The 15393-nt window shown below is 56.1% G+C and carries 11 protein-coding genes and 1 tRNA gene; 9 read left to right on the forward strand and 3 right to left on the reverse strand.

Annotated elements, in window-relative coordinates:
• Positions 1–8: 8 nt before the first annotated feature.
• The 3 genes from AC4OVU_RS05955 to sfmF are packed head-to-tail and all read left to right on the forward strand — an operon-like array spanning position 9 to position 4098.
• Positions 9–2567, forward strand: a complete 2559-nt coding sequence (locus tag AC4OVU_RS05955) for a fimbrial biogenesis usher protein (RefSeq protein WP_110292632.1) — start codon at positions 9–11, stop codon at positions 2565–2567.
• Complete coding sequence (gene fimH, locus AC4OVU_RS05960) at positions 2560–3567, forward strand: type 1 fimbria D-mannose specific adhesin FimH (protein ID WP_110292633.1); 1008 nt, start codon at positions 2560–2562, stop codon at positions 3565–3567. The genes AC4OVU_RS05955 and fimH overlap by 8 nt, the downstream gene beginning before the upstream one ends.
• Positions 3568–3576: 9 nt before the next feature.
• A complete protein-coding gene (gene sfmF, locus AC4OVU_RS05965; RefSeq protein WP_023296055.1) occupies positions 3577–4098 on the forward strand; it encodes a fimbria assembly protein in 522 nt (173 codons plus the stop codon).
• A 50-nt stretch (positions 4099–4148) separates the two neighbouring features.
• On the opposite strand, the gene fimZ is transcribed toward sfmF, so the two are convergent.
• The 3 genes from fimZ to AC4OVU_RS05980 form a co-directional block, all read right to left on the reverse strand.
• Complete coding sequence (gene fimZ, locus AC4OVU_RS05970) at positions 4149–4781, reverse strand: fimbria biosynthesis transcriptional regulator FimZ (protein ID WP_003858901.1); 633 nt, start codon at positions 4779–4781, stop codon at positions 4149–4151.
• Positions 4782–5590: 809 nt separating this feature from the next.
• On the reverse strand, positions 5591–6307 hold the full coding sequence (locus tag AC4OVU_RS05975; RefSeq protein WP_110292337.1) for a helix-turn-helix transcriptional regulator: 717 nt from the start codon (positions 6305–6307) through the stop codon (positions 5591–5593).
• Between the two features lie 24 nt (positions 6308–6331).
• On the reverse strand, positions 6332–6994 hold the full coding sequence (locus tag AC4OVU_RS05980) for an EAL domain-containing protein (RefSeq protein WP_110292338.1): 663 nt from the start codon (positions 6992–6994) through the stop codon (positions 6332–6334).
• Between the two features lie 303 nt (positions 6995–7297).
• On the opposite strand from AC4OVU_RS05980, the gene AC4OVU_RS05985 reads away from it, so the two are divergent.
• The 6 genes from AC4OVU_RS05985 (at position 7298) to AC4OVU_RS06010 (ending at position 15382) form a co-directional block, all read left to right on the forward strand.
• Positions 7298–7374, forward strand: a tRNA-Arg gene (locus AC4OVU_RS05985).
• Positions 7375–7599: 225 nt separating this feature from the next.
• Positions 7600–7875, forward strand: coding sequence for a DUF1471 family periplasmic protein YahO (yahO, locus tag AC4OVU_RS05990; RefSeq protein ID WP_045334432.1), 276 nt, complete (start codon positions 7600–7602; stop codon positions 7873–7875).
• Positions 7876–8076: 201 nt separating this feature from the next.
• Positions 8077–10260: a TonB-dependent receptor gene (locus AC4OVU_RS05995; protein WP_110292339.1), complete on the forward strand. Its 2184-nt coding sequence runs from the start codon at positions 8077–8079 to the stop codon at positions 10258–10260.
• Between the two features lie 127 nt (positions 10261–10387).
• Positions 10388–12361, forward strand: a complete 1974-nt coding sequence (locus AC4OVU_RS06000; RefSeq protein ID WP_023296058.1) for a PhoX family protein — start codon at positions 10388–10390, stop codon at positions 12359–12361.
• Between the two features lie 102 nt (positions 12362–12463).
• On the forward strand, positions 12464–13852 hold the full coding sequence (gene pheP, locus AC4OVU_RS06005; protein ID WP_017382559.1) for a phenylalanine transporter: 1389 nt from the start codon (positions 12464–12466) through the stop codon (positions 13850–13852).
• 294 nt (positions 13853–14146) lie between these two features.
• Entirely contained in the window at positions 14147–15382 is a 1236-nt protein-coding gene (locus AC4OVU_RS06010; protein ID WP_015571216.1) for an MFS transporter, read from the forward strand.
• The last annotated feature ends 11 nt before the right edge of the window (positions 15383–15393 follow it).

Below are 15393 nucleotides of genomic sequence, written 5' to 3' on the forward strand. Positions count from 1 at the left end.
ACAGGGCGATGAACACTCAATGGCGTTACTGCCCGGTTGCGCTGGCACTGATGGCAACGCTCTGGCCACTCGCTGGCTGGGGCGAAAGCTACTTTAACCCGGCGTTTCTCTCCGATGACACGGCGAACGTGGCGGATTTGTCGCGTTTTGAAAAAGGCCACCAGCAGGCACCGGGCGTCTATCGCGTCGATATCTGGCGTAACGATGAGTTTATCGGCACGCAGGACGTGCGGTTTGAGCAAGCTGACAACACGCCGCCGGTCGCGGGCGGTTTGTCGCCGTGCATTACGCGCGCGATGCTCGATCGCTTTGGCGTCAATATCGCCGCCTTCCCGGAACTGAGCAACGTGCAGGGCGATACCTGCGTTCCGCTCACCACGGCTATTCCGGGCAGCGAAACGGCGTTCAACTTCGCCTCGTTGCGCCTGAACGTCAGCCTGCCTCAGGTGGCGATGCAAAACAGCGCCCGCGGGTATATTCCACCTGAACAGTGGGATGAAGGCATCCCCGCCGCGCTGCTGAACTACAGCTTTACCGGCAACCGGGGCAGCGACGACGACAGCTACTATCTGAACCTGCAAAGCGGGTTGAACTATGGCGCCTGGCGATTACGCAATAACGGCGCGTGGCGTTATACCGAAAGCAACGGCCAGCGGCACAGCCGCTGGCAAAATATTGGTACCTGGGCGCAGCGTACGATCATCCCGCTGAAAAGCGAGCTGGTGCTTGGCGACAGCAACACCGGTAACGATGTCTTCGACAGCGTTGGTTTTCGCGGTGGTCGCCTCTATTCGTCCGACAGTATGTACCCGGACAGCCTGCAAGGTTACGCGCCTACCGTGCGCGGAATCGCCCGCACCCCTGCCAAAGTGGTGATCCGCCAGAACGGATACGTGATTTACCAGAGCTATGTGCAGCCGGGGGTTTTTGCGATAACTGATCTTAACCCGACCTCCTCAAGCGGTGACCTGGAGGTGACGGTGGAAGAGAAGGACGGCAGCCAGCAGCGCTACACCGTCCCGTATTCCACCGTTCCGCTGCTCCAGCGTAAAGGACGCTGGAAATACGATCTGGTGGCAGGGGACTATCGCAGCGGCAACAGCGAGCAGGACACGCCGTTCTTTACTCAGGGTACGATGATTGCGGGTCTTGCCGACGGCTACACGCTGTACGGCGGAACGCAGCTGGCCTCGCGCTATACCGCCATCGCCATTGGCGCGGGTAAAAACCTCGGTGACTGGGGGGCGGTTTCACTTGATCTCACCCATGCCCGCAGCCAGCTTGCCGATGACAGCCGCCATGAAGGGCAGTCCCTGCGGTTCCTGTACGCAAAATCCCTTAACGGATTCGGCACCAACTTCCAGCTGCTGGGCTATCGCTACTCGACCAAAGGCTTCTACACCCTCGACGATGTGGCCTGGCGCACAATGGAAGGCTACCAGTATGGCGACGATCAGGACGATGACGGCGTGCCGGACGTGCAGAGCTATCACAACCTGACGCTGAATAAAAAAGGGCGTTTCCAGCTCAATATCTCCCAGTCTCTCGGCGATTACGGCTCGGTGTACGTGTCGGGCAGCCAGCAGAGTTACTGGGGCACCAGCGAATCCAACGTCTGGTATCAGCTTGGCTACGCGGGCGGGGTGAAAGGGGTCAGCTACGCCTTATCCTGGTCGTGGAACAAGGCCGTCGGCATTGACGGAACCGACCGGATCGCCTCGTTCAACGTCTCCGTCCCGTTCAGCCTGTTCACCCGTCACGGCTACCGTCGCGATAACGCGATCGACCGGGCCTATGCCACAGCCTCTGCCAGCCGTAACAGCGACGGTGATACCAGCTGGCAGACCGGGATCAGCGGAACGCTGCTCCAGGATCGTAACCTGAACTACAGCGTCACGCAGGGTCACACCAGCAATAACGGTGCCAGCGGCAGCGCCAGCGCTAACTGGCAGGCGACGTACGGCACGCTGGGCGTGGGCTACAACTACGCCCGGGATCAGCACGACCTCAACTGGCAGCTCTCCGGCGGCGTGGTAGGGCATTCAGACGGCATCACATTCAGTCAGCCGCTGGGCGATACCAACGTCTTGATCAAAGCGCCGGGCGCGTCAGGCGTGAGCGTCGAAAACCAGACCGGCGTCAAAACAGACTGGCGTGGCTATGCGGTGATGCCGTACGCCACGGTGTACCGTTACAACCGCGTGGCGCTCGACACCAACACCATGAGCAACAACACCGACATTGAAAATAACGTTTCCAGCGTCGTGCCGACGAACGGTGCGCTGGTGCGCGCCAGTTTTGACACCCGCATCGGCGTGCGTGCGCTGCTCACCGTGAAGCGTGATAACCAGCCTGTACCGTTTGGGGCGGTGGTGCGTGAGACGCAGAGCGGCGTAACCAGCATGGTGGGAGATGACGGTCAGATTTACCTGAGCGGGCTGCCGCTGAGCGGAGAACTGCTGATTCAGTGGGGAGACGGGAAACAGTCCCAGTGTCGTGCGCCCTACAGCCTGCCAGAACAAAGCCTGCAACAGGCGATCACACTTAAGGGGATCCGCTGTGAATAAAATCCATTATCTGGGGCTATCCCTGCTGGCGTTTTTTCCGCTATCTGAGGCCTTCGCCACGGTCTGCGTCAATGAAAATGGCGTGCCGACGGAGGTGTATTACGACCTGACGGATAAATTTAACAGCTCCAATAACCAGGTGGGGCAGATTGTCACGCTCAGCGAGAAGTCCCAGTGGGTGGGCGTCAACGCCGTCTGCCCTAAGGGAACGTCCGGGAACACCACCAAGCGCAGCTATGTTACCGATTTCCCTGTTACGGGCACCAGCGATGGCTACCAGTATCTGAAGCTAAACGACTATCTGGACGGGGCGATGAAAATCACCGACAGCTACGCTGGCACGTTTTATCCGCCCAAAAGCTACATTCAGATGGGGAGCCACCCGAATGTGTCTAAAAACAAACCGTTTGGCGTACAGGATTCCAGCTTCGTCTTCCGGCTTAAAGTGACCCGACGCTTTATCAATATGGTGGTGATCCCCCGGGCGACCATGTTCCGGGTTTACGTCACCACGACCTCCTCGGATCCGCTCACCACGCCGGTTTATACCATCAGCTACAGCGGGACTATTCAGGTACCTCAGAGCTGTGAAATTAATGCCGGGAATGTGGTGGAGTTCGATTTCGGCGACATCGGCGCCTCCCTGTTCAGTAAAGCAGGCATCGGGAATAAGCCGGAGGGGATCTCAGCGCAAAGCAAAACCATCGGCATCAAATGCACCAACGTCGAGGCGAACGCCATGCTCACGATGCGTGTTGAAGCGGAGAAGGTTTCAGGCAGTGCGCTGGTTTCCGATAACGCGGATGTGGGTTTTGTGATTGCCAACAGTAATGGCGTGCCGCTGACGCCCAACAACCTGACCAGCAAAATCCCGTTCCGTCTGGACGACAGCGCTCAGGCGCAGGTGGGGATCCGCGCGTGGCCCGTCAGCGTAACCGGTAAAAAACCTGCCGAGGGGCGTTTTACCTCTCGCGGCTATTTACGCGTCGACTACGACTAAGGAGCAGGTATGCGAAACGGAATGCGGTATTTAGCCGTCGCGCTCTTTGCGCTTTGCTCCCCTGCACACGCAGAGACGGCGCTTGGGGAAATTAACATTCAGCTCTACGGCAATATCGTGGATTTTACCTGCGTGGCGGAGGGGGACGACAGCAATAAAACCGTCACGCTCGGCACCTGGCCCACGAAACAGCTTCGCACAACGGGGAGCCGGACGCAGCCTGTACCGTTCACCCTGAAGCTGACCGGATGTCCGCCGGGGGCGGCTTCGGTCACATTTACGGGGAAGATGGACGGGCATGATAATAGCCTGCTGGCGCTGAATGATGCCAGCGCGGCCAGCAACGTGGCCGTGGAGATCCTCGACCGGGATAAAACGCGCCTCGCGTTGCAGCAGGCCAGCCAGACGGTGGCGGTAGATGCGCAGGGAAATGCCGAACTGTCGTTTTATGCCAATTATATCGCCACGGCGGATAACCCGCAGCCGGGACGGGCTGACGCCGATGCAACTTTCATGATTAATTATAATTAATCGTATCCACTCTCCCTGTAACGGTTATATGTTGCAGGGAGAGGGTAGGATTACAGTAATTCGTGCGCTTTCGCGTAATCAATTAATTCAACGATACTTTGCACGCCCAGCTTGGAAAAGATATTAGACTTATGGGCGCTAATTGTTTTGTTGCTAAGTAATAATTGATCCGCAATCTCCTTATTAGATAATCCGTTCGCCAGATATCGCAGAACCGTCACTTCACGATTTGATAATGGCATATCCACAGCGGCGCCCGTCCGCGAGCCCAGATGGTTTATAAAACTCAATGTTTCTGAGGGGAAGAAGGAATAGCCCGTCAGGATCATTTCCACCGCGTTATAAATTTCCCCCAGATCTTTTCGCTTACTGACAAAACCATTTGCCCCGGCGCGGATGGCGCGTCCTGCGTAGAAGGCTTCAGATTTCGAAGAGAGGAAAAGAACCTTAATGTCTTTATTTAAGTTCCTGATTCTTTTCAGTAATACGAACCCATCCGTGCCCGTCATTTCAATATCGAGAATGACCAGGTCAATGGGGTGGTTGCGTATACAGTCAAGCACCTCGTGGCTGTCGCCTGACTTCAGTTTGACCTGGATGTTTTTATTTTTCTGTAGCAGGACTTCTATCGACATTCTGACGATAGGGTGTTCGTCCATAATGATAACGGATGCCGGTTTCATTTTTTATGCCTCAGATTGTTAAAAGCGTTATGCTGAGTTTTGTTAAAACTCTCGAAAAGCCGGAAGGATAATTGCGCAGATCCTTGTACGGTAAATGTCCCTGGGAAGAGCGAAAGCATCCTTGTTTACGTAGTGGTGATATCAATGCCTCAGCGCAGTTATCTCATAAGGCTGGTTATGGCAAAATGATTTTTCTTATTCGCGTGTCAAACACGTCTTATTATACCGTTTAAGTATTGTCCGAAAAGCCTGTAAATTAATATCCATATATTGCTGATTATTATGTTCTGGATCTGAATCACTAACTTTTTAAAATTAGCAAAAATGTCCTGATATTGCATTTACCACACACTTTCATCTTTATGTAATAACAAAAAATAAACGATTTTACTGTATGTTAAATGAATGTTAACAGCGAGCAGGCTGTGACAACCAGCATCCCGCCTGCCTGCCATCCCTGAAATCCGCCATTTCGTGCGTCATCTCTCCGTTTCAAACGCCTCCTGGCAAATTGCCGTTCCCAACAACAGAACAGTACTATCTGCTGTTTTCTTCACCTCTCATCGCATTCTTTTACAGGTGAATCGCTTGTTTTTACACCATTATCATCCTGTTAACTGAAGCGCCAGAACCTTAACGCATGGATAAAATCACTCTCGTTGAGCGTACCGGCAGCATTTCGCATGGTTTAAGACCTGGAATTAGGAATAGTTATAAAATCGAAAGTTTTGTTAAAAAACACAAAAATTTAACATACATCCTAAGTAATTTCCTAAAGGTCTTTAGGAATTAAGAAGTTACTGAATACGTTAATACGTGAAATCTGAGAGGTTGTTGAGAAGATGTAGCAACTCATGACGATGATTCAGCCCAAGTTTCGCCAGGATGCAGCTGAGACGGTAAATAATGCGGCTGTAGGGGCGGTTCTGTAACTGCGCGATCTGCCGCAAGGAGCTCCCCTGCGACAGCGCCTGTAAGATCGGCCATTCATCCCGTGAAAACCACTCTTTGCGGTTGCCGGCCGGTGACGGTGCTTCCAGCAAGGTTTGTTGCATAGCCAGCGCCGTTAGCTGGCGTTCAAGCACATGAAAAGGGCCAGCCGCTTTACAAAACAGGCGAGCATCATAATCATCGGCGCGGACGAGCAGGTAGGGTGTCAGGTAGGGGGCGAACAGGCTGTGGCGGCGTAATCGGTCCAGCAGGTCGATGAGCGGCGAGGCGCGGCTCTCAATGTCTATTACCAGACGCGATGAAGGCCAGTGATTTAAATCACTGAGGGCGGCTTCCAGCGTGGAATAGTCGCAGCAACTGCTCAGGGGCGACTGCCCGCTCAGTAAACCGGAACGGAAAAAATTATCCTGTGTGACCAGAATGATAAAGGGAGCATCGGTTTTGCGGGTCTGGTTGATTGACTGGCTCAAATATTCGAGACGATCAAAAAATGGGAGAGCAAAAGGCGAGTGCGTAGAACCCAGTGAATCACTTCCTGTCCGACGACGCCGGTAACGGCGCACTGTCATTCGCATAGCTTCCCTCTTGGCGATGACCGTTCAGTCCTCCTGCCATCTCCAGGATGGCCAATAATATCCCTGACCGAAGCGCGCGCCAGCATGAAGCGCGCAAGTACGGTCCCGTTCTGTTTCAATGCCTTCAATAAGCACATTCGCAGCGATTTTTGAACAAAGGGTGACCAGCTGTGTCAGCGCCTGCGTTTCACGTAAACGCCAGAAAGCGATCTTATCGATTTTTATTCCGCTTAATGGCAGGCGGCAGGATAAAAATGCTTGTCCTGACGCTTCATCAATATCATCCAGCCAGATCCGGTGTCCTCGCGCGGTCAACTGCTGAAGCGCACAACTCACCCTCAGACGCGCCGGGTCTGAGAGTGAAAAGAACGAGGCAGGCTCCACGAGTTCAATGTTCAGCGGTGGGCTGTTAAGTTGCAGTAAACGCTGGAACATTTCCGGTATGGTCAGAACGGTTATCGGCAAATTTATGAAAAGGTTGTCACAGGGGAAGGGGTTTTTTAACGCGGCGATCTGTGCTTCCAGCAGCATAAGCGCCCGGGCGGCTGACCAGTCCTGGAAAAAGCTTTCGCTTTGCTGATGCGGCGACAGCACGCTGAGCACTTCGGCCCCCACCGTGCGTGAAGAGGAGAGGGCGACAATGGGTTCAAGCTTAATGCCTGTAATGTCGTGTGAGATGTGCTGCACGCACGAGGGGAAACCTGTCTGTTCTGGCGCTGTCACTCCGTCGTCCTGTTCACTTCCAGCCTCCAGGCGGCCGGGATACCGCAGGACAGTGTGAAGGTGAAGTGAACAGGAAAACAGCAGGCGTTACTTAAAAGCGGCTAAGCCTTTTCGCAGCCCGTAAAAGAGGGATAAATGTTGAAAAAACAGCCGTATTTACAATCAGCTAGTCATTATCGCCAGAGAAGGCGGAAAAGGCATTGACTCACTACGCATTGACCGTATAATTCCAGGCGTTTCACCACCGCGAAGTACACTCTTCTCCGTGCGCCCTTAGCTCAGTTGGATAGAGCAACGGCCTTCTAAGCCGTAGGTCGTAGGTTCGAATCCTACAGGGCGTGCCATTAATTTTCACAGATTGCCGCCCGCGCGACGCCCTGCTGATTTTCTCCATGAAACACCCCTCGCGAAAGTAGCGTTAACGCACATTTTTCACAGCACAATTGACTGTTATAACAGTATTTTTCTTACGCTGTGGCAATTTTGTTATTCCTCTACCATGCTCATATCACCTCACTCTTACTCGTGGGGCTTTTTGTAGTTGCTGATTAATCTCAAGGAAAAAGGTTATGAAAAAAACGACTGCTATTTTGATGGGCGCTGCATTTCTGTTTACCACCAATACCTTTGCGGCTGAACTGCTGACGAAAAACGAGTTTGAGAAAGTTGAATCACAGTATGAAAAAATCGGTACGGTTAGCACTTCCAATGAAGTCTCAGTAGACGACGCGAAAAAAGAGCTGATTGAGAAAGCCGATAAAGAAGGTGCTGATGTGCTGGTGCTGACTTCCGGCAACACCAACAACAAAATTCACGGCACTGCCGATATTTACAAGAAAAAATAATGCCTTAGCAACCACCCCTGTTGCGGGGTGGTTGCGCGCCGTATCTCCCCCTCAACATTGTTTCTTGCCGCTTCTCGCTCAGAGAGGCCCGTTGACACTTGATTACGCATGCATAATGCGTATAGTTCTCATTTGCATTTCTTTTAATAACATTTAAGGCCCGACAACGGGTCATTTTTGCGCGCACGTTAAGAGCTCATTATGAACAACACCACAATGCACAAAACACTGCTGGCGATTGCCATCGGCGCGGTAACCCACTCCGCTTTTGCGGCGGATGAGAAAAAAGAGGACACCATTGTCGTCCAGTCCACCGCGGGGAGTGATTTCAAACCCGGCGGCGACCAGCTGGTGCCCGCCTTCCTTGACGGGCAGGTGGCGAACGGCGGACGAATGGGGATGCTCGGTCAGCAGAACGCCATGGACGTGCCGTTCAACATCATCAGCTACACCTCGAAGCTGGTGGAAGATCAGCAGGCGAAAACCATTGCTGACGTGGTCGCTAACGACGCGGGCGTGCAGTTCGTTCAGGGGTACGGCAACAGCGCGGAAACCTTCCGCATTCGCGGCCTGAAGTTTGACGGCGACGATATGACCTTTGGCGGATTGTCCGGCGTGCTGCCGCGTCAGGTGGTGGATGCCCAGATGGTTGACCGCATCGAGATCTTCAAAGGCGCCAACTCGCTGATGAACGGCGCCGCAAGCTCCGGCGTGGGCGGGATGATCAACCTTGAGCCGAAACACGCGGGCGACACCCCGCAGGCGAAAGTGGGCGTCGACTACACCTCGAATTCCCAGATTGGCACCACGCTGGATGCGGGTCGTCGCTTTGGTGATAACGACCAGTTTGGCGCGCGCGTGAACCTCGTGCATCGCGAAGGCGAAACCGGCGTGCCGAACGACCGCCGCCGCACCACGCTGCTCTCCACCGGACTGGATTACAGAGGCGACCGCTTCCGCACCTCGCTGGACCTGGGCTACCAGAAAAAAACCTTCCACGGCAGCCCGACCAGCGTCAACATCTCGGCGGTGGACTTTGTGCCTGAACCGCCGAAGAACGATCGCAACTTCTCGCAGAAGTGGGCCTACAGCGATATCGAAAACGAGTTCGGGATGTGGCGCAGCGAGTATGACATCACCGATAGCTGGACGGCGTATACCGGTCTCGGCGCGCAGCACGCGCACGAAGAAGGGATCTACAGCGCGCCGAAGCTCCTCGATAAGAGCGGTAATGCGACGGTCAGCCGCCTTGATACCAACCGCATCAGCGATTCCGTCAGCGGCATGGCGGGCATTCGCGGTAACTTCACTACCGGCTTCGTCTCGCATAAGGTGAACGTCGGGTATTCGGCGATGACCAAAAACGAAAAAATCGCGTGGAAGATGTCGGCTGCGGCGGATAACCCAACCACCAATATCTACCACAACACCGGCGTGGCTATGCCGGACAGCAGCAACTTCAGCGGCTTAGGCGGCAAATACAGCGATCCGCTGACCAGCGGGCGCACCCGCACGCAGGGCTGGCTGCTGAGTGATACCCTGGGCGTGCTGGATGACAGGCTGCTGTTCACCGCAGGCGCACGTCATCAGAAAGTTGTCATCCGTGGGTACAACAAAATCACCGGCGCGGAAAACGACGCGGACGGTTTCGACGGCAGCCGCTGGATGCCAACCTACGGCGTAGTCTATAAACCGTGGGAGGAAATTTCCCTCTACGCCAACCACACCGAGGCGTTACAGCCCGGTGAAACTGCGCCGAACACTGCTACTAACTACGGCCAGAGCACCGGTATCGTGCACTCTAAGCAGAACGAAGTGGGCGTAAAGGCGGACTTTGGCCGCGTGGGCGGCTCCCTGGCGCTGTTTGAGATCAAAATGCCGTCGGCGATCCTTGACGACAGCGGTCACTACGGCCTGGATGCAGAACAGCGTAACCGCGGCGTGGAGCTGAACGTCTTCGGCGAGCCCATGCTCGGGATGCGCCTGAATGCCAGCGCCACCTGGTTGCAGGCCGAGCTGACCAAAACCAAAAACGGCGTCAATCAGGGCAACGATGCGATCGGTATTCCGAGCTTCTACGCCGTGCTGGGCGCAGAGTACGACATCAAGCCGATTGAAGGCCTGACGGCGACCGCGCGCGTTAACCACTCCGGCACGCAGTATGCCGATCTTGCGAACACCAAAAAGCTGGACAGCTACACCACGCTGGATCTGGGTATGCGCTATCGCTTCGCGGTGAACCACAATGAAAACCAGATGACCGTGCGGGCTGGCATCGACAACGTGACCAACGAGAACTACTGGTCAAGCGTGGACGATTCCGGTACTTACATCACTCAGGGCGAGCCGCGTACCTTTAAGGTCTCGGTTGGCTACGAGTTCTAAGCGTTCCACCTCGTTATCCGGGGCAGGGACGCCCCAATCCCTTCGTTGTCGTGTTATAAAATTGTAATAAAAGCTTCTTACACTGGTCGCCACATCCTTACCTCTTGGCCAATGACAGGAAGCCGCTATGGGCAGACCCCTCAAATCCGTATTTAAAAAAGAACATCGCGACGATATCAGTAACCGCAGCGCTAACCCGGTATTCTCCGAGGTGGCAGAGGTGTTTCTCTCCCGCCGCCGTTTTCTCCAGATGGGGGCCGTAGCGGGGGCCGCCGTATCATTCCCGTATCTGATCACACCCGAAAATGCCATTGCCGCGGTATCGAAGCCTTCTGCGCTGGCAAAAGCAGTTTCCCTGGGCTTTACCAGCATCGACGTCTCCACGGAAGACACGGTCAGGGTGCCAGAAGGCTATATTGCCCGCCCGTTCTATCGCTGGGGTGATCCGACGGGGATCAAAGACAACATGCCGGCATTTAAGCCGGACGCCAGCAATACCACAGACGAACAGGCTGTGCAGGCGGGCATGCACCACGACGGCATGGCGTGGTTTAGCCTGCCGCAGGGGGCGCAAAACCCGGAACATGGCCTGCTGGCGCTGAACCATGAATACATCGATAACGGGATGCTGTTTACCGACGGTACGGCGAACTGGAGCCTCGATAAAGCCCGCAAGGGGCAGAACGCGATGGGCGTGTCGGTGGTGGAAGTGAAAAAAACGGGCAGCGGCTGGGAGGTGGTGCGTCCGTCTTCCTTCGCCCGGCGTATTACCGTCAATACGCCGATGCAGCTTACCGGCCCGGCGCGGCATCAGGATTTAATGAAAACCGCCGCCGATCCGCAGGGGGAACGCGTTCTGGGCACCATGCAGAACTGCGCCAACGGCCACACGCCTTGGGGCACCTATCTCACCTGCGAGGAGAACTGGTCGGACATTTTTGTGAAAAAAGCCGATCTCAATCCGCTGGAAAAACGCTACGGCATTAGCGACAGCGATGAGTCCTATCGCTGGAACGAGGTGGATGAGCGGTTCAGCGTCGATAAAACCCCTAACGAACCCAACCGTTTCGGCTGGGTGGTGGAGATCGATCCCTACAACCCGACCTCCACGCCGCGCAAGCACACCGCGCTGGGCCGCTTCAAGCATGAGGGGGCCGCCGTCACGCTCGCCGCCGATAATCGCGTGGTGGTCTACATGGGCGACGACCAGAAGTTTGAGTACATCTATAAGTTTGTCTCCGACAAAAAATACGATCCCGCGAACCGGGAAGCCAATATGCAGCTGCTGACGTCCGGCACGCTGTACGTCGCCAGGTTCAACCAGGACGGAAGCGGCGACTGGCTGCCGCTGATCTTCGGGCAAAATGGCCTGGATAAAAGCAACGGGTTTGAAAGCCAGGGCGATCTGCTGATCAAAACCCGCCTGGCGGCCGACGCGGTGGGGGCAACGAAAATGGATCGTCCCGAGTGGATTGCCGTCGATCCGCACGCCAGCGGCAGCGTCTACTGTACGCTCACCAACAACAGCGATCGCGGTAAAGAGGGGAAGGCACCGGTCGATGCCGCTAACCCGCGCGCCAACAACGTATTTGGTCACATCATGCACTGGCACGAAGAGGGTGCCGATCCTGCCGCCGCACGCTTTAAGTGGGATATTCTGGTTATGGCCGGGCGTACCGACGGCGACGATCCGAAGGCCAAAGGCTCCATGCAGGGCGCGGCATTCGGCAGCCCGGATGGGTTGTCGTTCGATCACCAGGGCGTCCTGTGGATCCAGACCGACGTCTCCTCCAGCACCATCAATAAGAAAGCGTACGAGGGGATGGGCAATAACCAGATGGTCGCCACCATTCCGGGCACCAACGAGTATCGCCGTTTTCTGACCGGGCCGCGCGGATGTGAAATCACCGGCATTGCGTTTACGCCGGACAACCGCACGCTGTTTATCAACATTCAGCATCCGGGGGAGGGCGGGGATGATATTACCGACCCGGCCAATCCGCGCGCTGTTTCCAACTGGCCAGACGCCAGCCCGAACGGGCGTCCGCGATCGTCAACGGTGGTGATTACCAAAGCGGACGGCGGGATCATCGGGTCGTGACGTTTATCCGCCGGGCGCATGCGCTGGCCCGGCGTTAAGCTTGCTACCACCAGCATGAAGTGTTAAAACGTGCCCCTTCTAAAAAAGAGACAGGGGTAGGGCGTGAAAGACGCGTCATCCGCTTCAGGCCATGGTAGCGCTGAAGCTTCGTCGGATCAGAGTCCGACGCTGCAACGTGGTTTGCAAAATCGACATATTCAGTTAATTGCCCTTGGCGGCGCGATCGGTACCGGGCTGTTTCTCGGCATCGGCCCCGCCATTCAAATGGCTGGCCCGGCGGTTCTGCTGGGTTACGCTATCGCCGGGATTATCGCCTTCCTGATCATGCGCCAGCTCGGCGAGATGGTCGTTGAAGAGCCGGTGTCCGGCTCCTTCGCACACTTTGCCTATAAATACTGGGGGCCGTTCGCAGGCTTCCTCTCCGGCTGGAACTACTGGGTGATGTTCGTGCTGGTGGGCATGGCAGAGCTGACCGCCGCCGGCATCTATATGCAGTACTGGCTCCCGGACGTGCCGACGTGGATTTGGGCCGCGGCCTTCTTCATCATCATTAACGCCGTTAACCTTGTGAACGTGCGCCTGTATGGCGAGACCGAGTTCTGGTTTGCGCTGATTAAGGTGCTGGCGATTATCGGCATGATCGGCTTTGGCCTGTGGCTGCTGTTCTCCGGTCACGGCGGCGAGCGTGCAAGCATCGACAACCTGTGGCAGCACGGCGGCTTTCTGGCGACCGGCTGGAAAGGGCTGATCCTGTCGCTGGCGGTCATTATGTTCTCCTTCGGCGGGCTGGAGCTGATTGGCATCACCGCGGCTGAAGCGCGCGATCCGCACAAAAGCATTCCGAAAGCGGTCAACCAGGTGGTGTACCGTATCCTGCTGTTCTATATCGGCTCGCTGGTGGTGCTGCTGGCGCTCTATCCGTGGGTAGAAGTGAAATCTGACAGTAGCCCGTTCGTGATGATCTTCCACGATTTGAACAGCAACGTGGTGGCTTCGGCGCTCAACTTCGTCATTCTCGTGGCGTCATTGTCGGTTTACAACAGCGGGGTTTACTCCAACAGCCGCATGCTGTTTGGGCTCTCCGTACAGGGCAACGCGCCGAAGTTCCTCACCCGCGTCAGCCGTCGCGGCGTGCCGATCAATTCGCTGTTCCTTTCTGGCGCTATCACCTCGCTGGTGGTGCTGATTAACTATCTGCTGCCGAAAGAGGCGTTTGGCCTGCTGATGGCGCTGGTTGTCGCCACGCTGCTGCTGAACTGGATCATGATCTGCCTGGCGCACCTTCGCTTCCGCGCGGCGATGCGACGCAAGGGGCGCGAGACGCAGTTTAAAGCGCTGCTCTATCCGGCGGGGAACTACCTCTGTATCGCCTTCCTCGGCCTGATTCTGGTGCTGATGTGCACCATGGATGAGATGCGCCTGTCAGCGATGCTGCTGCCGGTGTGGGTGGTGTTCCTGTTTATCGCGTTTAAGCTTTCACGCAAAAAGTAGCGCGGTTTTCTCCCTCTCCCTGTGGGAGAGGGCCGGGGTGAGGGCACCAGACCGCACCAAACCAGACCGCACCCGCCTTCACGCCCGGTGGCGCTGCGCTTACCGGGCCTACATGTTCGGGGACGTTATTTAGTAGGCCGGGTAAGGCGCAGCCGTCACCCGGCACCTCCCCTTCACCTTTATCGTGACTCCCCTCCCAATTCTGTTTTGATCCACAGGATCTTTATTTTGTAATCGATTACTTTTCATTTGAGCGAATTTGTAATCGATTACTTTTTCCGGGTGAGGCTTATCATGGTGTCAACTGAGAGTAGTGAAAAGGCGATAACACAGCACCGGCTGCTGGTGCCGCGTCTGTCGCTGATGATGTTTCTGCAATTTTTTATCTGGGGTAGCTGGTCGGTCACGCTTGGCCTGGTGATGACCCGGCACAACATGTCTTTGCTGATTGGCGACGCGTTCTCTGCCGGACCCATCGCTTCCATTCTTTCGCCGTTCGTGCTCGGGATGCTGGTGGACCGCTTCTTTGCCTCGCAGAAGGTGATGGCGGTGATGCACCTCGCGGGCGCGGCGATCCTCTGGTTCGTGCCGGGGGCGTTGATTGCTGAGAACGGCGCGCTGCTGATTGGCCTGCTGTTTGGCTACACGCTCTGCTATATGCCGACGCTGGCGCTGACCAACAACATTGCGTTTCACAGTCTGGCGAACGTGGATAAAACCTTCCCGGTAGTGCGCGTGTTCGGCACCATCGGCTGGATCGCGGCGGGCATTTTCATCGGCGTCACCGGCGTGGCGTCCAGCGTCACCATCTTCCAGGTGGCGGCGGTCAGCTCCGTGTTGCTGGCGATCTACAGCCTGACGCTGCCGCACACGCCCGCCCCGGCGAAAGGCCTGCCGGTAAAGGTGCGGGATCTCTTCTGCGCGGACGCCTTCGCTCTGCTCAAAACCCGCCACTTCTTCGTCTTCTCCGTCTGCGCGATGCTGATCTCCGTCCCGCTCGGCACCTATTACGCCTACACCGCCTCGTATCTGGCGGATGCCGGCATTGCCGACGTCAGCACCGCCATGTCCTTCGGGCAGATGTCTGAGATCGTCTTCATGCTGGTTATTCCTCTGCTGTTCCGCCGCCTGGGCGTGAAATATATGCTGCTGATCGGCATGCTGGCGTGGTTCGTGCGTTATGCCATGTTCGCGCTGGGCGTCAGCGAGGAGGGGCGCATTCTGCTGTATCTCGGCATTCTGCTCCACGGCGTCTGCTACGATTTCTTCTTTGTCGTTGGCTTTATCTACACCGACCGCGTGGCGGGCGAAAAGGTCAAAGGCCAGGCGCAGAGCATGATCGTGATGTTCACCTACGGCATCGGCATGCTGCTCGGCTCGCAGATTTCCGGCGCGCTCTACAACCGTCTGGTGGCAGGGCAGACCGTGCCGCAGGCGTGGGTCACATTCTGGTGGATCCCGGCGGTGGCTGCCGCGGCGATCGCGCTGATTTTCCTTCTCACGTTTAAGTATGACGATGACAAGGCGTAACGTTCAGGAGG

It is taken from the genome of Enterobacter sp. 6722112 (assembly GCF_058661685.1).